This is a genomic window from Limnohabitans radicicola (genome assembly GCF_014837235.1).
In the GTDB taxonomy this organism is placed as follows: domain Bacteria; phylum Pseudomonadota; class Gammaproteobacteria; order Burkholderiales; family Burkholderiaceae_C; genus Limnohabitans_A; species Limnohabitans_A radicicola.
The window spans coordinates 592,884-612,478 of sequence record NZ_JACYFT010000002.1 but is presented as its reverse complement, the minus strand read 5'-3'; the positions used below and the strand labels follow the sequence as shown (position 1 = coordinate 612,478).

The following is a 19,595-nucleotide window of genomic DNA, read 5'->3' as shown; positions in this document are numbered from 1 at the left end:
ATGTCCACCGGGCAGGCTGACAGACACCCTCTAGGCTGGGTTATTCTCAAGCCATGCCCTTTTCCCTCGCCACACGCGCCCACCACGAACTGGTCATCAAGAAAAGCCGATTCATCGCCTGTGTGGAACCCATGCCCGGGCGCGAAGAGGCCCAAGCCCGTGTGGCCCAGCTCAAGGCCGAGCATCCCGATGCCGCCCATGTGTGCTGGGCGCTGTTGGCTGGCGGTCAGTCGGCGGCCAACGACGATGGCGAGCCCGGTGGCACGGCCGGGCGCCCCATGCTGGACGTGCTGCGGCATCAGGACCTGCAAGGCGTGATGGCCTCGGTGGTGCGCTACTTTGGCGGCGTCAAACTGGGTGCGGGCGGGCTGATGCGGGCCTACACCGATGCGGTGGCGCAGGCGCTGCTGACAGCTGAAAAAATCCCCTTGATCAAGAAAACAGAGCTGGCCTGCAGCGTGCCCTACGCGCTGGAGGGACTGGTCAGGCGCGAAGTGGAGCTGGCCCACGCCCAGCTGCTGTCGGTCGCACACGGCAGCGTGGTGACGCTGCGATTCGCACTGCCGGAGTCGCAAGCCGCCGCCCTGGTGCAGCGCCTGGGTGACAGCGGACAGGGCAAATTGGCCTGGGTCGACACGGATAATGCTGAGCATGCCTGAGTCAAGCCCCCTCAACCACCCCCGGTCCAAAACCGACCTGTTCATCTCGTTCACCTTGCTGGCCTTGCAGGGCTTTGGTGGGGTTCTGGCGGTGGTGCAGCGTGTGCTGGTCGAAGAAAAACGCTGGATGACCAAAGAGCAGTTTGTCGAAGACTGGGCCGTGGCCCAGATCATGCCAGGCCCCAATGTGGTCAATTTGTCGCTGATGATTGGCGGTCGTTACTTCGGTCTGCCGGGCGCCCTGGCCGGACTGGCGGGCATGTTGACCGCACCTTTGATTGTGGCCTTGCTCCTGGCCATGGCTTTTGGCGGCGTGTCTGATGCGGCCTGGGCTCAGGGCGCATTGAGAGGCATGGGTGCCGTGTCCGCTGGGCTCATTGCCGCAGTCGGACTCAAACTGATCAGCGCCTTGCGCAGCAACCCCATGGGCATGCCCGTGTGCGTCGCCCTGGCCTTTGCCAGTTTCATCGGGGTGGGCGTGATGCGCTGGCCTCTGGCTTACGTGTTGCTGGGCACAGGCACACTCGCTTGCGGCTGGGCTTATTGGCAGCTGGCCCAGCAGGCGGCGCAGACGTCCACTTCCGGAGACGCACCATGAACCCCGTGCTGCATTTGACCCCTGCGGACTGGTTGTCCATGTTCAACCACTATGCCTCCCTGTCATTGCTGGCGGTGGGCGGCGCCATCACCACCGCACCCGACATGCACCGCTATCTGGTGGACGAAACGCACTGGTTAAGCGAGAGCCAATTCACTTCGTCCATCGCGCTGGCGCAAGCGGCACCCGGCCCGAACATCCTGTTTGTCGCACTGATGGGCTGGAACGTGGGCATGAACACCGCCGCGGGCCTGGGGCCGGATGCAGGTTGGTGGACCACATTCCTGATGGCCAGCGTGGGGGTGCTGGTGCCGATGCTTGGCATCATGCTGCCCTCTTCCATCCTGACCTACACCGCGACACGCTGGGCGCACCAGCACCGCGACAAGATCGGCATCCGGGCCTTCAAATCGGGCATGGCCCCCATCGTGATTGCCTTGCTGCTCGCCACGGCCTGGCTGCTCACGCTGAGCCACGATGAACCTGCCAAAGACTGGCCACTTTACTTGCTGACGGTGGTCACCACCCTGGTGGTGTGGCGCACCAAGCTGCACATGCTCTGGCTCATCGGTACGGGCGCCCTGCTGGGGGCTTTGGGCTGGGTTTGAGTTCCCAGCGCGGCTTCAGCGCGGGCTCTCGAAGAACACCGTGTTCGAGTAGTCGCTGACCTCGAAATACACTTTTTTCTCGCCCGGATCGACCTGCATGTTCAGATTTTCATCGAGGTAGCCATAGCCATAACGGTAAGTGCGTGGCGTCTTGTCGTCGGTGCCCAAGGCAGTGCTCACCTTGTCCACTTTGAGGAAACGGCGCACCAGCTTGTCACCCGCGTAAACCTCCATCACACCGTTGGTGCCGGTCCAGTTCTGGATGTCGCGGCTGATCTTGTTTTGCTGCTCTTGTGTGCAGGCACTCAGCAGCACCGCCAGAGCCAAAGGAATGAGGACTTTCATGACAGGACTCCTGAACCGTCAGCCGCGCTGGCGCAGCGCTTCGTACAAACACACACCGCTGGCCACCGACACGTTCAGGCTCTCGACAGCGCCCTTCATCGGGATGCTGACCAGCTCGTCGCAGGTTTTGCGAGTCAGCTGGCGCATGCCCGGGCCTTCGGCGCCCAACACCAAGGCGGTGGGCCCCTTCATCTCAACCTGGTAAATGGTTTTGGGGGCGTCGCCGCTGGTGCCAATGACCCAGATGTTGCGCTCCTTGAGTTCGCCCAAGGTGCGCGCCAGATTCGTCACCATGAAATATGGCATGGTTTCGGCCGCACCACTGGCCACTTTGGCCACCGTGGCGTTGATGCCCGCTGCGTGGTCCTTGGGGGCAATCACGGCGTGTGCGCCAGCACCATCGGCCACACGCAGGCAAGCGCCCAGGTTGTGCGGGTCGGTCACGCCGTCCAGCACCAGCAACAAAGGCGGCTCGGCGATGCTGTCGAGCAGGTCGTCCAGAGAATGGGCTTGCTCCATGTGTTGCACCAGCGCGGCCACGCCTTGGTGGCCGTGGCTGCCCGCCAGCTTGGCCAGACGCAGGCCGTCGGCCTCGATCAGGCGGATACCGGCTTCTTTGCAGCGCTCGATGAACTGCCGCATGCGCGCGTCGCGGCGCGAGGCTTCAAAGTAAACCTCGACGATGGATTGGGGCGCAACTTTGAGGCGCACGCCCACGGCATGGAAGCCGAACAGCACTTTAGGGGAAGACATGACAGGATTATCGTTCCTCGCTCAGCTGCCCAGCCTGGATCGTGAGGCAACGCTCACAACGGCTTGCCAAAGCGCGATCATGTGTGACCAGCACCAGTGTGGTGCCCTGCTCTTGGTTGAGCTGGAACATCAGGTCCATGATGGCCTCGCCCGTGGCGTGGTCGAGGCTACCCGTCGGTTCGTCGGCCAGCAGCAGTGCGGGCTTGACCACAAACGCCCGGGCCAGCGCGACGCGTTGCTGCTCGCCACCCGAGAGGACTTTGGGCAAGTGCTTCAAGCGCTCGCCCAGTCCCACACGCTGCAGCATGGCCGTGGCCTGCGTCCGCGCATCGGCCCGTCCGGCCAGCTCCAGCGGCAGCATGACGTTTTCCAAAGCGGTCAGGTTGGGCATGAGCTGAAAGCTCTGGAACACAAAGCCCACATGCGCAGCCCGCACGGCGGCACGCTGGTCTTCGTCGAGCCCAAACAGGTCCTGTCCGGCCAGTCGCACTTGACCGCTACTGGGTCTGTCAAGGCCCGCCAGGATGGCCAGCAAGGTGCTTTTGCCAGACCCGGACGCCCCGACAATGGCCACGGTTTGCCCGGCCTGCAGGGTGAAATCGACATCGCGCAAAATGGCGAGCGTGCCGCTGGCGTCCTCGACGCTTTTACAGACCTTGCTGACGGCCAAAATGGATTCAAGCATGCACTCACCTTTGTTGAAACGTCGTCACTTTACCGCGAGCGCTCTGGCCTTGGTCGGCTGGGGGCTTGGGCCGGCGGCTGCGCTGGCAGTGCAAGTGGCTGCCCGCAAAGTTCTGGTGTTGGGCGACTCGCTCAGTGCCGAATATGGCCTGCCCCGGGGTTCGGGCTGGGTCAGCCTGCTGCAACAAAAGCTGGTGCAAGAGGTCCCAGGCAACACAGTTGTCAATGCCAGCATCAGCGGCGAAACCACCGCAGGTGGGCGTTCACTCCTGCCCGCACTGCTCAAACAGCACCAACCTGACGTGGTGGTGATCGAGCTGGGAGGGAACGATGCCTTGCGGGGCCTGGCCCTGTCCATGACACACGATAATCTGGAACAAATGGTCCGTGCAGCACAGGCCAGCGGGGCACGCGTGCTGCTGTTGGGCATGCAAATGCCCCCCAACTATGGTGCGGAGATGGCCCGCCAGTTTGCACAGGTTTATGCCCAGGTGGCGCAAAAGACCCGTTGTGCGCTGGTGCCCTTCTTTTTGCAAGGTGTTGGCGACGACCCCGACCCGCTGAAATGGTTTCAGTCGGACCGCATTCACCCCAATGCCGCGGCCCAGCCGCGAATGCTGGCCCATGTCTGGCCTGAATTGAAAAAGCAGTTGAAATGAGCGTTCATGTGATTTCGGCCCGAGAGGTCATGGCCCGGTACGACAGCTTCGACGCCGTGCTCGATGCGCGCTCCGAGGGCGAATATGCCGAAGACCACCTGCCCGGTGCGCACAGCTGGCCCTCGCTCAACAACGAAGAGCGCATCAAGGTGGGCACGCTCTACAAGCAGGTCAGCCCCTTCGAGGCCCAGAAGATCGGCGCGGCCCTGGTGGCACAGAACATCTCGCGTCACATCCTGACCCATGTGATGGACAAGCCCAAGAACTGGCAGCCGCTGGTGTACTGCTGGCGCGGGGGCAAGCGCAGCAACTCCTTGGCCTTGATCCTGGGCCAGATCGGTTTCAAGGTGCACCTGATCGAAGGTGGCTACAAAGCCTTTCGCAGTGCCGTGGTCACCGACATCCCGCTGCAAGTGCAGCGCCTGAACTTCCAGGTGCTGTGCGGCCCGACCGGCTCAGGCAAAACCCGTTTGCTGCAAGTGCTGGCCGCCCAGGGCGCACAGGTGCTTGATCTGGAGGCCATGGCCAGCCACCGCAGCTCGGTGCTGGGTGCCATCCCGGGCCAAGCCCAACCCACGCAAAAAGCTTTTGAAACCACCTTGTGGCAAACCCTGCGTCTGCTGCGACCCGATCGACCGGTCTATGTCGAGGCCGAAAGCAAAAAGGTGGGCAACCTCACGGTGCCTGAGGCCTTGATCCAGGCCATGCGGCAAAGCCCGTGCATCCGGCTGGACTTGCCTTTGGAGGGACGTGTCCAGCTGCTGCTGGAGGACTACGACTACTTCACCAACGATCCGGCTTTCTTTTGCGACCGCCTTGACAGGCTGATCGACCTCAAAGGCCGGGCGGTGGTGCAGGGTTGGCAAGCGCAGATCCATGCAGGCCAGATCGCACAGGTTGTGGCCGATCTGCTGTCGGCGCACTATGACCCCGGTTACGAAAGCTCAACACGCCGGAACTTTGTGCAATTTGACCAAGCCAGGGTGCTGAACCTGCCTGGCCACAGCATGCAGGCCATGGAGCAGGCGGCACAGGGGTTGATGGCGCAGTGATTGGAAACGGCTTGGGTCGCCCGCTCAGGCGGCAGGCGCCTGTGTGTCAGGGGTGGGTGAGGCGATCCCATCCACAGGATCTGATGGCGACTCTTCACCCTCTTCACCTGGCAGCAAGCCCGCTTTGCGATCGGCTTTGGCTTTGAGCTTGTCTTCTTTTTTGCGTTTTTTGGCCAGTTCTTTTTGGCGCTTTTCGAATCCGTAATTGGGTGTGGCCAAGATGGCTCCTTCAGTTTGTTGCGCCCAATGTAACAGGTTCTTCGGGGCTTTCTTCCCATTGCACAGTGCCGCGGTAGGCATGCCAGCTGGCGTGGCCAAGCCACGGCCCCACCACAATGATCCCAAGCGCCCAAGGCCACAAGGCCAGGATCACCAGGGCGCTCAGCAAGAAGCCCCATAAAACCATCACCGCCGGTTCACCGATCACCACTCGAAAACTGGTGATGGCTGCGGTGATGGCATCGGTGTCGCGGTCCAGAATCATCGGTATGGACACCACCGACATGGCGTAAACCAGGGTCGCAAACAAACCGCCCACAAACAGGTACACCGCCACAAAGTCGAGGTTCTCAGGATTGAAAATGGCCTGAACCACACCCGTGGTGGACGGCATGCCTGTGTTGAAAAACACCGCAAACACCACCAGCGACGCCCGGCCCCAGAGCAACTCCAGCACCATCAGGACCAGCACCAGCATGGCCATGCTTTTGAGGTGCCCGTCCCAGCAGGTGAACGAGCTGCCCATGTCCGGGACCAAACCCGCCTCGCGCCGTCGACTGCCTTCGTACAAGCCCATGGCCAAAAAAGGCCCCACCAGCAGACAGCCGGACACCATCGAGAGCGTGTACTCGGGCTTGTGTTGGAACACCAGACTCAGCACCTGCGCCATGCACCAGAAACACACGCCATAGAACAATGCAATGCCGGGGTGCGCCTGGAGGTCTTTGGCACCAAGCGCCAGCCAGCGCAGTGGGTCAGACAGGCGCAGCAGTGTCATGCGGGCCCGTGGCCCCACTGGCGGTGGCGGTACATAGGGCTGCGCCATCACGGGCAAGTCGGTGGGTGCGTTGTCTGGGCCGGATTGTTCTGGCATGGGGCATCACAAAGAGAACTGCATGGGCTTCAGCCTACCCCTCGAGCGCCCTCCCCGCCACTGAGGAAAACACGGGGGCGGCTCAGGCAGACAGGTGCTTGGCGAGCGATTGGGCCAGATCTTGGATCAATGCTTGTGACGACTCCAGCCCCGTCGAAAACCGCACCAAGGTGCCACGCGCCAGGTGCGCAGGCCATTGGCTGCGTATCGACGCCAAGTCATAGGGCACCACCAGGCTGACCGGGCCGCCCCAGCTGTAACCCAGCCGGAACAGTTTCAGACCGTCGCAAAAAGCATCGATCTGCTCCTGGCTGAAACGTTCATGCAGCATGACGCTGAACAAGCCCGCACTGCCGCCGGACGGGCCGCACACGGCCTGCCAGTGGGCGTGACCCGGTGCACCGGCAAACGCCGGATGCAGCAGTTGCGCGCATTGGGGCTGCGCTTGCCACCACTGCGCCAGCGCCCGCGCCGAGCGGTCCTGCGCGGCGTAGCGCAAGCCGATGCTGGGCAAGGCGCGCAGCACCGCCTCGACGTCGTTGGCACCCACGCCCAGACCCAGACGCATGTGGCAGAGCTTGATCTTCAGGTGCAAGGCCTGGTCGCACGTGATGACGCTGCCCATCAGCACATCACCACCCCCGCTGGGGTATTTGGTCAAAGCGTGCGCACTGATGTCAACGCCCAGCTGACCGTTCCCCAACAGATCGAAAGGCTGGAAGGCCAGACCTGCGCCCCAGGTGTTGTCCAGCGCGCAGGTCACGCCATGAGCGCGGCAAATGCGCACCTGCTCGATCAGATCAGGGAACTCCATGCTGACCGAGCCGGGGGCCTCCAGCCACACCAGACGGGTGCGCTCGTGGATGCGCGCGGCCAGGTCGGCCGGATTCATCGGGTCGTAGTACTGGTGCGTGATGCCGAAGTGCTTGAGCTCGCTTTCGGCCAGGGCTTTGTTGGGCCCGTAGGCGTTGTCCGGGATCAGGACCTCGTCACCCGCCTTGAGCAGCGACAGCGCCACGGTGGCCAGTGCCGCCAGACCGCTGGGCACCAGCACGCATTGCTGCCCGCCTTCGAGTGCGCACAGACGCTCTTCGAGCACATAAGAAGTCGGGGTACCGTGCAGGCCATAGGTGTAGGCCGATTTGTCTTTCCACTCACGCTGGCGCATGGCGGCAACGGTCGGAAAATAGACCGTCGAGGCCTTGAACACGCCCGGTTGAGGCGCTTCAAACCCGGCAGGCGGCTGGTAAGGGTGGTGGATCAGGTGGGTGGTGTCGGGGTGATCGTGTGCCATGGCGACATGCTAGCCGATGGCGCGCACCCCGCCCCACCCGCCGAGCCATAAAAAAAGCCCGGCCAAGGGCCGGGCTCTTGAGCAAGCATGAAGCCGTTCAAACTTTCCACTTTTCGATCAGCTTTTCGGGACGCATGGCGTCATAGGGCTCGAAAGGCTGGTGAATCCAGGGGTTGGTCGGCAGGTCTTCGATCGAGTAATCGGGCTTGAAGGTCGACACGCCTTTGGTCCAGATCACAGCGGTGCGCAGCTCGGTGATCGGCTTGTAGTTGTTTTTCAGCTGGTCCACCACGGCGCGCAGCGTGTGGCCTGTATCGGCCAGATCGTCGACCAGCAGAACGCGGCCAGCGATCTCGCCCTTGGGGGTGGTGATGAAGCGGGCGATGTCCAGGTGCCCCTGGACGGTGCCCGCGTCCGCACGGTAGGAGCTGGTTGACATGATGGCCAGCGGCTTGTCGAACACGCGCGAGAGGATGTCACCCGGGCGCATGCCACCACGGGCCAGACACAGGATGGTGTCGAATTCCCAGCCGGATTGGTGGATCTTGATGGCGAGTTTTTCGATGAGGTTGTGGTACTCGTCGTAACTCACGTACAGGTGCTTGCCGTCTTCGGTCAACATGGGGTGAACTCCAGTGAAATCAGTGAGGGTTAAAAATGCTGTGAACAGGCTCAGGCCGCAAAGGGGTTGTGCAGCAGAATCGTGTGGTCGCGGTCAGGGCTGGTGGACACCATGTGCACGGGCACGCCGGTCACTTCGGCAATGCGGGCCAGGTACTGGCGGGCGTTGGCCGGGAGTTTGTCCATGTCGGTCACACCCACGGTGGTTTCGGTCCAGCCGGGAATGACTTCGTAAATCGGCTTGCAACGGGCGATCTCGTCTGCGCCCATGGGCAGGATGTCGATGGTTTCGCCGTCCAGCTCGTAGCCGGTACACAGCATCAGCTCCTTGAGGCCGTCGAGCACATCGAGCTTGGTGATGCACAGACCGCTCAGGCCATTGACCTGCGCACTGCGCTTGAGCAAAGCCGCGTCAAACCAGCCGCAGCGGCGCGAGCGGCCGGTGGTCACCCCTTTTTCGGCACCCACGGTGGACATGTGGTAACCAGGGGTGCCTTCTTTTTCCCACTCCAGCTCGGTCGGGAAAGGACCGCCGCCAACACGGGTGCAGTACGCCTTGGTGATGCCCAGGATGTAGTGCAGCATGCCCGGGCCCACGCCGGAGCCAGCCGCAGCATTGCCCGCCACGCAGTTGCTGGAGGTGACAAAGGGGTAAGTGCCGTGGTCCACGTCGAGCAAAGTGCCCTGCGCGCCTTCAAACAGCAGGTTGGCACCGGCTTTGTTGGCGTCGTTCAGCTCACGCGACACGTCGGCCACCATGGGCAGCAAGGCCTTGGCGTAGGCCATGGCTTCGTTGTAGGTGGTGTCAAAGTCCACGGGCTCAGCACCCAGGAAGTTGACCAGCACGTGGTTGTGCAGCGCCAGGTTTTCGCGCAGCTTGGTGGCGAAGCGCTCGGGGTATTTCAGGTCCTGCACGCGGATGGCGCGGCGGGCGACCTTGTCTTCGTAGGCCGGGCCAATGCCGCGGCCGGTGGTACCGATCTTGGCGGTGCCGGCTTTTTCCTTGGCCGCTTCACGGGCCACATCAAGGGCCACGTGGTAAGGCAAGATCAATGGGCAAGCCTCGCTCACACGCAGGCGCGAGCGCACCTCAACACCGGCTTTTTCCAGGCCCGCGATTTCTTCGAGCAGCTTGGGCACGGACAGCACCACACCGTTGCCGATGTAGCACTTGACGCCCCCGCGCATGATGCCGCTGGGAATCAGGTGCAAGGCGGTTTTGACGCCGTTGATGACCAAGGTGTGGCCCGCGTTGTGACCACCCTGGAAACGCACCACGCCTTGCGCGCTTTCGGTCAGCCAGTCCACCAGTTTGCCTTTGCCCTCGTCGCCCCACTGGGTGCCCACGACGACCACGTTACGGCCTTGCTTCATGTTCATGCTCTTGCTTTTCAGATTTAAATGGATTGGACCACCCACTGGCCTGCCGCCTCGATCAGCTGACGGTCGCAATGGAATTCATCGATTTCACTCTCGTGGCCAGGCAACACACAGACCACCGTCTCGCCCTGGCTGCGCAAAGCGGCAATGGCCGCGCGCAGTGCAGGTGCATCGCCCCAAGGGGCGCAGATGGCCGCACGCAGCGCCAGGGGCGGAACGGACATCACCAGCTCTTTCAGGTCCAGGCTGAAACCCACCGCAGGACGGTCACGGTCAATGCGGTGACCGAACACAGCGCCCACACCGTCGTAACGCCCGCCCCGGGCCAAAGCGTCCGAGGCGCCTTTGGCGTACACGGCAAATCGCATGCCGCTGTAATAGGCATACCCACGGGAGTCACCCAGGTCAAAACTGACGGTCGCGCCTTGCACCTGCCCCGCCAGCCAACGCAATTGCGCCAGCGCTTGGGAGATGACGGGGGTCGCGGGCAAGCGTTTGGCCGCTTCGTCGAGCACGGCGATGTCGCCATACAGGTCCACCAGGGCCAGCAAGCCACGGCGGTTTTCAGCCGAGAAGTTGGCGCTCAGGCGCTGCAACGCACTCACATCCTTGGTGGCCAGCGCCGCATGAACGTCGTGACGATGCGCATCGGTGAGGTTTTCCGAAGAGAGCAAGCTGTTGCTGATGCGGGCATCGGCCAGGTCCAACTGCAAACCGCTGGCCTGCGCCGCTTGGAGGCTGTCCAGTGCCAACTGCAGGATTTCGAGGTCGGCTTCAGGCCCGGCGTGGCCGTAGATTTCGGCACCGAACTGCAGCGGCTCGCGCGTGGCGTGGGGCCGGGCAGGTCGGGTGTGCAACACGGGGCCGCAATAGCAAAGGCGCGTCAGGCCTGATCGGCCCAGCAAGTGGGCGTCGATGCGGGCGACCTGGGGCGTGGTGTCAGCCCGCAAACCGAGCGTGCGGCCCGAGAGCTGGTCCACCAGCTTGAAGGTTTGCAAATCAAGCGCTTCACCCGTGCCGGTCAGCAGGGATTCCAGATGCTCCAGCAGCGGCGGCATCACCAGCTCGTAGCCATAGCCACGGGCGGTGTCGAGCAATTCGCGTCGGAGTTCTTCGATGTGGCGGGCCTCGGAAGGCAGCACATCGGCAATGTGATCCGGGAGGACCCAAGCAGACATGGAGGGATAGGTAGACGGTTAAAAACGAGATTTTACCGACTTCGGAGCCGGTTTCCCGCCCCTGTCGCAGGTTTAACCGACCCACCAGACGAGGATCAGGCCCGCCAGCACCATGAACAGGCCAAAAAAGCGGATCTGGCCGTCCTGCATCTGCATCAATTGTTCGAAAAGACGGCGCCAGCGCAGCGGCGCGACCATGGGCATGAGGCCTTCAAAGATCAGCATCAGGCCCAAGGCCAGCAGCCAGGCGTCCGACAAAACTTACTTTCGTGCGGGCACCGCAGACACGCCGCCACGCATGACCTTGAAGAACTCGGAACTGGCAGGGTCCAGCACCATCACGTCGCTCTTTTTGGCAAAGCTGGTTTTGTAGGCTTCCAGGCTGCGGTAGAACTGCGCAAACTGGGGGTCGCGGCCAAACGCTTCGCCGTAGATGCGGGCGGCCTGGGCATCGCCCTGCCCTTTGATCTTCTGGGCTTCGCGGTAGGCGTTGGCGATGGTCACCTCGCGCTGGCGATCGGCGTCAGCACGGATTTTTTCGCCTTCAGCGCCACCTGTGGAGCGCAACTCGTTGGCCACACGCTTGCGCTCGGCCTCCATGCGGCGGTAGACGGATTCGGTGATGGCGTCCACATAATCGGCGCGCGTGATGCGCACGTCAATGATGTCCATGCCCCAGGGCTTGGCACCGCCTTTGACGACTTCCAGCACCTCGCGCTTGACGTCATTCATCAACGCTTCGCGTTTGAGCGACAACAAGTCCTTGACGGTGCGCTTGTTGATTTCTTCCTGGAAAGCATTGCGCACCACACGGTTGAGCTGGTTGGCGCCGGTTTTCTCATCGATGCCCACGTTGCGGATGTAGGCCTGTGGGTCGGTGATGCGCCAGCGCACATACCAGTCAATGACCACACGCTGCTTCTCGGCCGTGAGCATCGGCTCGGTGTCCGGACTGTCGAGCGTCAACAGGCGCTTGTCGATGTAATTGACGTTTTGCAACGGCGGTGGCAGCTTGAAGTGCAAGCCTGGCTCGGTGATCACTTCCTTGATCTGTCCGAGCGAGTAAACCACGCCAAATTGACGTTGGTCGACCACAAACAAGGTGGAACTCAACACCACCAGCAACACCAGCAAAGAGGAAACCCACAATCCCAATCGGTTCATTTTGTCTGTCCTTAACGTGGGTCGCGATCACGGCTGCGCTGGGCGTCGCGTGAGCGTGAATCGGGCAAGTTGCTGGTGGCTGCATTGGCCGCTGGCGTTGCGGGAGCGACCGCATCGGCCGCTGGCAGCACTGTCGGCTGACTCACTTGCTGCATGATTTTGTCGAGCGGCAGGTACAGCAGATTGGAGCCTTGCTTGCTGTCGACCAGCACCTTGGTCACATTGCCGTAAATCTGCTGGAAAGCGTCGGTGTACATGCGGTCACGGGTCACCTGCGGGGCCTTCTGGTACTCGGGCAGGATGGCCTTGAAACGCTGGGCATCGCCTTCGGCCTGGGCCACGATGCGTTCACGGTAAGCGTCGGCCTCTTCCTTCAGACGCGAGGCTGCACCTACGGCACGCGGGATCACGTCATTGGCATAGGCCTGTGCTTCGTTCTTGGTGCGCTCGCGCTCCTGGCCGGCCTTGAGCACATCGTCGAATGCGGCCTGCACCTGCTCGGGCGGGCGAACGCCGCCTTGCTGCAGGTTGATGCCCACGACTTCAATGCCCACCTTGTAGCGGTCAAGGATGGTTTGCATCAAGGCGCGCACACGCGGCGCGATCTGATCGCGCTCTTCGGCCAAGGCCGAATCCATCTTCATCTTGCCCACGACCTCGCGCACAGCGGTTTCGGCCGCCTGCACCACGGCTTCGGTGGGGTTCTTGCTTTCAAACAAGTAGGCCCGTGCGTCGTTCAGGCGGTATTGGACCGCGAACTTGATTTCGACGATGTTTTCGTCTTCGGTCAACATGGCCGATTCGCGCAGGCCTGTGGCCTTGATGATGTTGTCGCGCCCGATGTCCACCGAGCGGATCTGGGACACATACACCAGCTCGTGGCGCTGGATCGGGTACGGCATGCGCCAGTTGATGCCCGCACCCACCGTGGATTTGTATTTGCCAAACTGGGTGATGACCGCTTGCTGGCCTTCTTGCACGATGAAAAAGCCGGTGCCCATCCACACCAGCAAAGCCGCCGCCACGATGACACCCAGCCCCAGATTTTTGAGGAACGAAGGCATGCTCCCACCGGGGCCGCCTGATGAACCACCGCCTCCCGGGCCTTGCGGACCACCGCGCTGACCAAACATCTGGCCCAGTTTGCGGTTGAAATCGCGCCACAACTCATCCAGGTCCGGTGGGCCCGCTTGCTGGGAGCCACGGGACGGCTGCCGGGGCTCGGCATCGTGCGGGGGTTTGGACTCGGGTGGTGCCGGGTCTTGCGGATTTTTCTCATCTGAACGGCCCCAGCGGGGGTCGTTCAGATTGAACATGCCACGGACCCGATCTGGCCATCGGAGCGAACGCAGGGCTGGCAAATGAAAATTCATGGTGTATTGGGTGTCTGAATGAATGACATTGTGCCGAAAACGGCGAGCCATCAGTCTGGATGCCCGGGATATTCCCGGGGCAAGTCACGGACATCTTCTTCCACAGGCGCTGCAGATCCAAGGACTTCCTGAGCGCGCTGGGCCAGTGCCGAGCGCAAGAGGTCCAATCCAAGGCCTGCACGGGCACTGACAAAAATGCGGGGGACAGCGATACCGTCCAGCTCGTATTCGTCCTGCATTTGCAGCGGTCGGTGCTGTTCGTCGAGCGCATCGAGCTTGTTGAACACCAGCAGCTGGGGCACGTTCTCGGCGCCGATTTCGGCCAGGACTTTCTGCACTTCCTGCATTTGCTCGGGGAAGTCCGGGTTCGATGCGTCCACCACGTGCAGCAACAAATCGGCTTCCATGGCTTCTTGCAAGGTGGCCTGAAACGCTTCGACCAGACCGTGCGGCAGGTCACGAATGAAACCGACCGTGTCCGACAAGGACACCGTGCGGCCCACCTCGCCCAGGTACAACTGGCGGGTGGTGGTGTCCAGGGTGGCAAACAGCTGATCAGCAGCGTAGGCCCGCGCCTTGACCAGGGCATTGAACAGCGTGGACTTGCCCGCGTTGGTGTAGCCCACCAACGAGATGTTGAAAGTCTGGCGACGCTCGCGCTGGCGGCGCTGGGTGTTACGCTGCTTTTTGACCTTGACCAAGCGCTCCTTGGTGCGCTTGATGGCATCACCGATCATGCGTCGGTCAAGTTCGATCTGGGTCTCGCCGGGGCCACCGCGCATGCCAATGCCGCCGCTTTGGCGCTCCAGGTGCGACCAGCGGCGCACCAGTCGGGTGCTCAGGTACTGCATGCGGGCCAGCTCGACCTGCAGTTTGCCTTCATGGCTGCGGGCGCGCTGGGCAAAGATTTCAAGGATCAGCAGCGTGCGGTCATTGACCGGCATGCCCAGATGGCGCTCCAGATTGCGCTGTTGTGCGGGGCTGAGCGACTGGTCGAACAGAACCTCTTTGGCCCCGTGCATGAGAGCCAGTTCCTTGATTTCGTCGGCTTTGCCACTACCCACAAACAGCGCCGGATCGGGTGCTTTGCGTTTGCAGGTCAGGCGTGCAACGGGATGCAGACCGGCAGACTCGGACAACAGGCCGAGCTCTTCGAGTTCGGTGTCGAAATGAGGAAAACCAAAATCAACGCCGACCAAAAGGGTCGGCGTGGCATTGGGAAGCGATGAATCTGTCAACGAATGGACACACCAGCCGCTTGTTCAGCGAACGGTGCCTGGAGATCTCAAGTGTTGGCTTCGCCAGAAGCGCTGTCGCCGAGGTTCACGGCACGGCCAGGAACAATGGTCGAGATGGCGTGCTTGTATACCATTTGGGTCACGGTGTTGCGCAGAAGCACCACATACTGGTCGAACGACTCGATCTGACCTTGCAGCTTGATGCCGTTGACCAGGTAAATCGACACGGGCACGTGCTCGCGGCGCAGTGCGTTCAGAAAGGGGTCTTGCAAAAGTTGACCTTTGTTGCTCACGATATTCTCCGTGTTCAGAAGTGGTAAAGCACCGACCTTACCACAGCGTGGCACTGGCCATTTCGGGCCAGACCAAATCCTCTCAAATCAAGAGGATTCCTTGTCGGCGTAGGGATTGGTTGATGTTTTCATCTCGATCCTCAGCGGGGTGCCTGACAGATCAAAGGCCTTGCGAAAACGCCCTTCGAGGAAGCGCTTGTACGACTCGGTCACATGCTCCAGCGAGTTGCCATGGATCACGATCACGGGCGGATTCATGCCGCCCTGGTGTGCATAACGCAGCTTGGGACGGAACATGCCGCCGCGCTGAGGGCTCTGGAACTGCACAGCTTCGAGCAACAAGCGCGTCAAAATCGGCGTGCTCATCTTGCACATGGCCGACTTGTGGGCCTTGACGATGGAGTTCCAGACCGGCCCCAGACCCTGGCGTTTCTTGGCCGAGATGAAGTGCATGTTGGCAAAACTCAGGAACGGCAGGCGCGTCTCGATCGAGCGCTGCACCAGCTGGCGTTGGTAGTCGTCCACCGCATCCCATTTGTTGACGGCCAGCACCATGGCGCGGCCGCTTTCGAGGGCAAAGCCGGCAATGTGCGCATCTTGATCGGTCACGCCCTGCTCGGCGTCGAGCAGCAGCAAGACCACATTGGCCGATTCGATGGCTTGCAGCGTCTTGACGACCGAGAACTTCTCGATCGCCTCAAACACCTTGCCTTTGCGACGCAAACCAGCCGTGTCCACCAACTCGAACTTCTGGCCCTGGCGCTCGAAAGGCACCGAAATCGCGTCGCGCGTGGTGCCGGGCATGTCGAATGCCACCAGGCGCTCTTCACCCAGCCAGGTGTTGATCAAGGTGGACTTGCCCACATTGGGCCGTCCGGCCACTGCCAGCTTGATGACGCTGGCGTCAACCTCGGACTCTTCCGGATCTTCCGGCAAGTGCAAGGGCTCGAGTGCCAGATCGACCAGGCCGCGGATGCCCTGCCCGTGCGCCGCCGAGATGGCCAGCACCTCCCCCAGGCCCAGTTCGTAGAACTCGCTGAGCTGGATGCCTTCGCGCATGCCTTCGGCCTTGTTGGCCACCAGGAGGCAGGGTTTACCGATCTTGCGCAGGTATTTGGCAATGTCGTGGTCCTGCGCAGACAAGCCTGCACGGCCATCGACCACAAAGATCACCACATCGGCCTCGGCAACGGCCTGCTGGGTCTGCTTGGCCATTTCCTTGTAGATGCCGCTGCTGGCATCGGGCTCGAAGCCGCCCGTGTCGATCACGATGTATTCATGCTTGCCCTGCTTGCCCTGGCCATAGTGGCGGTCACGGGTCAAGCCGGCATAGTCGGCCACGATGGCGTCCCGGCTCTTGGTGAGTCGGTTGAACAGCGTGGATTTGCCCACATTGGGGCGGCCCACCAGGGCCAGTACGGGTTTCACTTGCAAATATTCCGATCCGCCGCGAACGGCTTCACTCAGTTCGGTAGCCAGAAATCTGGCCACTTCGATTCACGATCACGAGGGTCTGTCCGGCCAGCACGGGACGCATGGCCACGGTGGTGCCGTCGGTGCTCAGCCGCTGCAGCACTTTGCCGTCTTCACGCGAGAGGAAGTGCAAAAGCCCCGCTTCATCGCCCAGAACAAGAGCACGTCCCATCACCAAAGGTGCGCCCAGTCCCCGAAACCGCAAAGCTTCCTGTGTCCAGACGGGTTGACCATTTTGGCGGTTCCAGGCCTGTACCTTGCTGTCGGATTCGGCGCCGTAAACGCGGGCTTCATCACCCTCCAGTCCGGTGTGGCCTTGCGCAGCGCGTGTCCACTGCACTGTGCCACGGCTGGCGTCGATGCAGGCCACCGAGGTCTGGAATGAACGCGCACAGACGGTGTTGCCCTGGCGGTTGAGGCCAGAGACCAGGTCCACCAGACGCTCGACTTCGTTGGTGCCGCGCGAGCTGCCCACGACCGACTCCCAACGCGGCAAACCGGTCAAGGGGTTGAGTCCGAGCAAACGGCCTTCAAAGCCCGCCAGCAAGGTGTCGTTCCAGGCGGCCAATACGCCCGACTGGCGTAAAACCAGCGGGTCGGCATTGCGTTGCTGTGCCCACAGGCGCTGCCCACTGGCACCGTCAAACGCGAGCGCCGTGCGGTCAGCGGTCAGTACAAACACCCGGCCACCTGCCACCAGGGGCGCGGTGAAGGTGCCTGCCTGCAGTTTCTGCCGCCAGATTTCACGGCCAGACTCGACCGTGACCAGTTCATTGTTTTGTGTCACCACAGCAAAGCGCTGGCCATCGCCGCCCACACCCGCCTGGATGCGGTCTTTGAGGTTCAGACGCCAAACGTCCGTGCCGGATTGCGCATCGATCAAGGCCAGTTCACCTGCAGTGGAAGCGATCGCCACGCGGGTGCCGGATACAGCGGCTGACAAAGGCGTGGTGACCTCGCCGAGCTTGCTGGACCAGACTTTTTGAACCTGAAATTGCGCCGTGAAGGTGGGCAGTGGTGCAGGCTGCGGCTTTTCGGCCGTGCTGGAGCAAGCGGCCACCACGACAGCAGCCGCCACAGCGGTCAGGCAACGAAACAAAAGCTGACCCATATGTATCCTCACTTGGCAGTCTCTGCAGGGGTGTCGGTCGTCACCTGAACACCCAACGCACTCAGTTTGGCCTGCACCATGCGGCGGTATTCAACGCTCGCAGGCATTTGCTTCCAGGCTTGCTGGTAAGCGGCAATGGCCTCGGTGGACTCGCCCTTGGCTTGCAACACATCGCCGCGCATGTCCGAAGCCAGGCCACTCATCTCAGGCGTGAACACCGCACTCAGTTGTTTGAGCGACTCGTCAAGCGCCTTGGTTTCCCACAGCAAGGCGGCCAGCCGCAAGCGGGCCACGTCTTTCAGGGCGGCGGTCGGTGCACTCTCAGCGACCCAGCTCAAAGTGGCTTTGGCCTGATCGGTTTTGCCTTGGGCATACAGGCTGCGCGCGGCCAGCAAACCCGCCTGGTGGGCATAGTGGGTGGATGCGAAATTGTCTTTCATGTCGGCCAGACTGCGCTCTACGCGTGTGGCGTCGTTGGCGGCCACGGCCTTTTCCACTTCGTCATACAAGGCCGACGCCTTGGCCGACTGGGTGCGTTGCCAGTACTGATAGCCGTTCCAGGCGGCATAGGCCCCCAGGATGACGATCAACACCCAGGAAATCAGGTTGCCATAGGTCTTCCAGAAATGCTTGAGTTCTGCAAGCTGTTCCTGTTCTTCAAGGTCGAGGTGGGATGCCATAAATAGGTTGTCTGTCTGAATCAAATGGATTGTAGGCTCTGTGCCCAAGACGGTGCCTGGTCGAGCGCTTCAAGCCGCTGTGCACCTGCGCCGTCACGCAAGGACTTGACGGTCACCTGGCCTTGCGCCAGCTCTTCGGCACCAAACACCAGCGCAAAACGGGCGCCACTGCTGTCGGCCTTTTTGAATTGGGATTTCATGGAGCCCATGCCTTCCCCCGAGCCAGCATGCATTTGCACCGACACACCCTGCTGGCGCAGCACCTGCAATGTGGCGATGGCCTGGGGCAAGGCGGCGACATCGGGAATCACGGCATAGACATCGGGCACGGGTGCCGCCTGTTCGTCGCCCTGCTCTTTGATCAGCTCCAGCACGCGCTCCACGCCCAGCGCCCAGCCGACAGCAGGCGCAGGTTTGCCACCGACTTGCTCGATGAGATAGTCGTAGCGACCGCCACCGCAGATCGTGCCTTGCGAGCCCAGGCTCTCGGTAATGAACTCGAACACGGTGAGGTTGTAGTAGTCCATGCCGCGCACCAGGCGCGGGTTGATGCGGTAGGCGATGCCATTGGCGTCAAGGATCGCCTTGACCGCATTGAAGTGCGCCAGGGATGCCTCGCCCAAAAAGTCCAGCAGCTGAGGCGCCGACTCGACCACCGGAGCCATGGCCGGGTTCTTGGTGTCCAGAATGCGCAGGGGGTTGCTGTGCAGGCGGCGCTTGGCGTCTTCGTCCAGCAGATCGGCGTGCTGCTCAAAGTGGGCAATCAAGGCGGCGCGGTGCGCCTTGCGCTCTTCGGGCTGGCCCAGGCTGTTGAGTTCCAGGCGCACGTCTTGGAGGCCCAGCACTTTCCACAAGTCACGGGCCAGCAAGATGAGTTCGGCGTCCACTTCAGGACCACCAAAACCCAGCACCTCGGCGCCGATCTGGTGGAACTGGCGGTAGCGGCCACGCTGCGGGCGCTCGTGGCGGAACATGGGACCCATGTAGTACAGGCGCTTGCCGCCTTCGTACAAAAAGTTGTGCTCCACCATGGCGCGCACCAGCCCAGCCGTGCCCTCGGGGCGCAAGGTCAGCTGTTCGCCATTCAAACGGTCTTCAAAGGAGTACATCTCCTTTTCGACGATGTCGGTCACCTCGCCCAGACCACGAACGAACAGCGCTGTGGGCTCAACGATGGGCAAACGCACATTGCGGTAGGCATAGCGGGCCATCAGACCGCGCACGCGCTTTTCCAGCCATTCCCAGCGCGCCGAGTCGGGCGGCAGGATGTCGTTCATGCCTTTGACGCCCACCAGTTTCTGGGGTTTGGGCTGCTTTTGAGTGTTCTCTGTCATGTGTG

At 61.9% G+C, this 19,595-nt stretch carries 23 protein-coding genes; 5 read left to right on the top strand and 18 right to left on the bottom strand.

From position 1 onward, the window contains the following. Positions 1-53 precede the first annotated feature (53 nt). The 3 genes from IC609_RS10705 to IC609_RS10695 are packed head-to-tail and all read left to right on the top strand — an operon-like array spanning position 54 to position 1,865. Positions 54-659: an IMPACT family protein gene (locus IC609_RS10705; protein WP_191819479.1), complete on the top strand. Its 606-nt coding sequence runs from the start codon at positions 54-56 to the stop codon at positions 657-659. Continuing rightward, entirely contained in the window at positions 643-1,257 is a 615-nt protein-coding gene (locus tag IC609_RS10700) for a chromate transporter (protein ID WP_191819478.1), read from the top strand. Before IC609_RS10705 ends, IC609_RS10700 begins: the two co-directional genes overlap by 17 nt. Next, positions 1,254-1,865 (top strand): chromate transporter, encoded by a 612-nt coding sequence (locus IC609_RS10695; RefSeq protein ID WP_191819477.1) that lies wholly within the window; start codon positions 1,254-1,256, stop codon positions 1,863-1,865. The genes IC609_RS10700 and IC609_RS10695 overlap by 4 nt, the downstream gene beginning before the upstream one ends. Before the next feature lie 15 nt (positions 1,866-1,880). Here the strand turns inward: IC609_RS10695 and IC609_RS10690 are convergent, their stop codons facing one another. Genes IC609_RS10690 through IC609_RS10680 form a run of 3 tightly spaced genes read right to left on the bottom strand, consistent with a single transcriptional unit; the run spans position 1,881 to position 3,648 of the window. Continuing rightward, complete coding sequence (locus tag IC609_RS10690; protein WP_191819476.1) at positions 1,881-2,210, bottom strand: hypothetical protein; 330 nt, start codon at positions 2,208-2,210, stop codon at positions 1,881-1,883. Positions 2,211-2,228: 18 nt separating this feature from the next. Then, positions 2,229-2,963 carry a 23S rRNA (guanosine(2251)-2'-O)-methyltransferase RlmB gene (gene rlmB, locus IC609_RS10685; protein WP_191819475.1) on the bottom strand — a complete coding sequence of 245 codons (735 nt, stop codon included), beginning with the start codon at positions 2,961-2,963 and terminating at the stop codon, positions 2,229-2,231. 7 nt (positions 2,964-2,970) lie between these two features. Then, positions 2,971-3,648, bottom strand: coding sequence for an ABC transporter ATP-binding protein (locus IC609_RS10680; protein WP_191819474.1), 678 nt, complete (start codon positions 3,646-3,648; stop codon positions 2,971-2,973). Here IC609_RS10680 and IC609_RS10675 point away from each other — a divergent pair. Next, entirely contained in the window at positions 3,647-4,306 is a 660-nt protein-coding gene (locus IC609_RS10675; RefSeq protein ID WP_225224117.1) for an arylesterase, read from the top strand. The two genes, IC609_RS10680 and IC609_RS10675, sit on opposite strands and share 2 nt — an antisense overlap. Beyond that, positions 4,303-5,358, top strand: a complete 1,056-nt coding sequence (gene mnmH, locus IC609_RS10670; RefSeq protein WP_191819472.1) for a tRNA 2-selenouridine(34) synthase MnmH — start codon at positions 4,303-4,305, stop codon at positions 5,356-5,358. The genes IC609_RS10675 and mnmH overlap by 4 nt, the downstream gene beginning before the upstream one ends. Positions 5,359-5,382: 24 nt before the next feature. Here the strand turns inward: mnmH and IC609_RS10665 are convergent, their stop codons facing one another. From IC609_RS10665 to hisS, 15 genes are all read right to left on the bottom strand, one after another. Next, the gene (locus IC609_RS10665; protein ID WP_191819471.1) at positions 5,383-5,577 is read right to left on the bottom strand and encodes a hypothetical protein; all 195 of its coding nucleotides are present in this window, start codon (positions 5,575-5,577) and stop codon (positions 5,383-5,385) included. Between the two features lie 10 nt (positions 5,578-5,587). Continuing rightward, the gene (locus tag IC609_RS10660) at positions 5,588-6,451 is read right to left on the bottom strand and encodes a DUF2189 domain-containing protein (RefSeq protein ID WP_408611024.1); all 864 of its coding nucleotides are present in this window, start codon (positions 6,449-6,451) and stop codon (positions 5,588-5,590) included. 82 nt (positions 6,452-6,533) lie between these two features. Beyond that, positions 6,534-7,745: a PLP-dependent transferase gene (locus IC609_RS10655; protein ID WP_191819470.1), complete on the bottom strand. Its 1,212-nt coding sequence runs from the start codon at positions 7,743-7,745 to the stop codon at positions 6,534-6,536. Between the two features lie 97 nt (positions 7,746-7,842). Then, positions 7,843-8,367, bottom strand: coding sequence for a phosphoribosyltransferase (locus tag IC609_RS10650; RefSeq protein WP_191819469.1), 525 nt, complete (start codon positions 8,365-8,367; stop codon positions 7,843-7,845). Between the two features lie 50 nt (positions 8,368-8,417). Next, positions 8,418-9,746 carry an adenylosuccinate synthase gene (locus tag IC609_RS10645; protein WP_191819468.1) on the bottom strand — a complete coding sequence of 443 codons (1,329 nt, stop codon included), beginning with the start codon at positions 9,744-9,746 and terminating at the stop codon, positions 8,418-8,420. Between the two features lie 17 nt (positions 9,747-9,763). Beyond that, the gene (locus IC609_RS10640; RefSeq protein ID WP_191819467.1) at positions 9,764-10,924 is read right to left on the bottom strand and encodes an ATP phosphoribosyltransferase regulatory subunit; all 1,161 of its coding nucleotides are present in this window, start codon (positions 10,922-10,924) and stop codon (positions 9,764-9,766) included. Positions 10,925-10,996: 72 nt separating this feature from the next. Next, positions 10,997-11,182 carry a DUF2065 domain-containing protein gene (locus IC609_RS10635; RefSeq protein WP_191819466.1) on the bottom strand — a complete coding sequence of 62 codons (186 nt, stop codon included), beginning with the start codon at positions 11,180-11,182 and terminating at the stop codon, positions 10,997-10,999. A 3-nt stretch (positions 11,183-11,185) separates the two neighbouring features. Next, entirely contained in the window at positions 11,186-12,088 is a 903-nt protein-coding gene (hflC, locus tag IC609_RS10630) for a protease modulator HflC (RefSeq protein WP_191819465.1), read from the bottom strand. Between the two features lie 11 nt (positions 12,089-12,099). Then, the gene (gene hflK / locus IC609_RS10625; RefSeq protein ID WP_191819464.1) at positions 12,100-13,461 is read right to left on the bottom strand and encodes an FtsH protease activity modulator HflK; all 1,362 of its coding nucleotides are present in this window, start codon (positions 13,459-13,461) and stop codon (positions 12,100-12,102) included. A 50-nt stretch (positions 13,462-13,511) separates the two neighbouring features. Beyond that, a complete protein-coding gene (hflX, locus tag IC609_RS10620) occupies positions 13,512-14,699 on the bottom strand; it encodes a GTPase HflX (protein WP_191819463.1) in 1,188 nt (395 codons plus the stop codon). Between the two features lie 47 nt (positions 14,700-14,746). Then, positions 14,747-14,992 carry an RNA chaperone Hfq gene (gene hfq, locus IC609_RS10615; protein WP_408611023.1) on the bottom strand — a complete coding sequence of 82 codons (246 nt, stop codon included), beginning with the start codon at positions 14,990-14,992 and terminating at the stop codon, positions 14,747-14,749. A gap of 87 nt (positions 14,993-15,079) precedes the next feature. Further along, complete coding sequence (der, locus tag IC609_RS10610; protein WP_191819462.1) at positions 15,080-16,420, bottom strand: ribosome biogenesis GTPase Der; 1,341 nt, start codon at positions 16,418-16,420, stop codon at positions 15,080-15,082. 31 nt (positions 16,421-16,451) lie between these two features. Beyond that, a complete protein-coding gene (gene bamB, locus IC609_RS10605) occupies positions 16,452-17,576 on the bottom strand; it encodes an outer membrane protein assembly factor BamB (protein ID WP_191819461.1) in 1,125 nt (374 codons plus the stop codon). A gap of 8 nt (positions 17,577-17,584) precedes the next feature. Next, positions 17,585-18,256, bottom strand: a complete 672-nt coding sequence (locus tag IC609_RS10600; RefSeq protein ID WP_191819460.1) for a YfgM family protein — start codon at positions 18,254-18,256, stop codon at positions 17,585-17,587. 20 nt (positions 18,257-18,276) lie between these two features. Then, the gene (gene hisS / locus IC609_RS10595) at positions 18,277-19,590 is read right to left on the bottom strand and encodes a histidine--tRNA ligase (protein ID WP_191819459.1); all 1,314 of its coding nucleotides are present in this window, start codon (positions 19,588-19,590) and stop codon (positions 18,277-18,279) included. Positions 19,591-19,595 lie beyond the last annotated feature (5 nt).

Bases quoted from the DNA above. Each gene is read 5' to 3' on its own strand.
- IC609_RS10705 (WP_191819479.1), top strand. From the start codon at position 54: ATGCCCTTTTCCCTCGCCACACGCGCCCACCACGAACTGGTCATCAAG.
- IC609_RS10700 (WP_191819478.1), top strand. From the start codon at position 643: ATGCTGAGCATGCCTGAGTCAAGCCCCCTCAACCACCCCCGGTCCAAA.
- IC609_RS10695 (WP_191819477.1), top strand. From the start codon at position 1,254: ATGAACCCCGTGCTGCATTTGACCCCTGCGGACTGGTTGTCCATGTTC.
- IC609_RS10690 (WP_191819476.1), bottom strand. From the start codon at position 2,210: ATGAAAGTCCTCATTCCTTTGGCTCTGGCGGTGCTGCTGAGTGCCTGC.
- rlmB (WP_191819475.1), bottom strand. From the start codon at position 2,963: ATGTCTTCCCCTAAAGTGCTGTTCGGCTTCCATGCCGTGGGCGTGCGC.
- IC609_RS10675 (WP_225224117.1), top strand. From the start codon at position 3,647: ATGCACTCACCTTTGTTGAAACGTCGTCACTTTACCGCGAGCGCTCTG.
- IC609_RS10680 (WP_191819474.1), bottom strand. From the start codon at position 3,648: ATGCTTGAATCCATTTTGGCCGTCAGCAAGGTCTGTAAAAGCGTCGAG.
- mnmH (WP_191819472.1), top strand. From the start codon at position 4,303: ATGAGCGTTCATGTGATTTCGGCCCGAGAGGTCATGGCCCGGTACGAC.
- IC609_RS10660 (WP_408611024.1), bottom strand. From the start codon at position 6,451: ATGCCAGAACAATCCGGCCCAGACAACGCACCCACCGACTTGCCCGTG.
- IC609_RS10655 (WP_191819470.1), bottom strand. From the start codon at position 7,745: ATGGCACACGATCACCCCGACACCACCCACCTGATCCACCACCCTTAC.
- IC609_RS10650 (WP_191819469.1), bottom strand. From the start codon at position 8,367: ATGTTGACCGAAGACGGCAAGCACCTGTACGTGAGTTACGACGAGTAC.
- IC609_RS10645 (WP_191819468.1), bottom strand. From the start codon at position 9,746: ATGAACATGAAGCAAGGCCGTAACGTGGTCGTCGTGGGCACCCAGTGG.
- IC609_RS10640 (WP_191819467.1), bottom strand. From the start codon at position 10,924: ATGTCTGCTTGGGTCCTCCCGGATCACATTGCCGATGTGCTGCCTTCC.
- hflC (WP_191819465.1), bottom strand. From the start codon at position 12,088: ATGAACCGATTGGGATTGTGGGTTTCCTCTTTGCTGGTGTTGCTGGTG.
- hflK (WP_191819464.1), bottom strand. From the start codon at position 13,461: ATGAATTTTCATTTGCCAGCCCTGCGTTCGCTCCGATGGCCAGATCGG.
- bamB (WP_191819461.1), bottom strand. From the start codon at position 17,576: ATGGGTCAGCTTTTGTTTCGTTGCCTGACCGCTGTGGCGGCTGCTGTC.
- IC609_RS10600 (WP_191819460.1), bottom strand. From the start codon at position 18,256: ATGGCATCCCACCTCGACCTTGAAGAACAGGAACAGCTTGCAGAACTC.
- hisS (WP_191819459.1), bottom strand. From the start codon at position 19,590: ATGACAGAGAACACTCAAAAGCAGCCCAAACCCCAGAAACTGGTGGGC.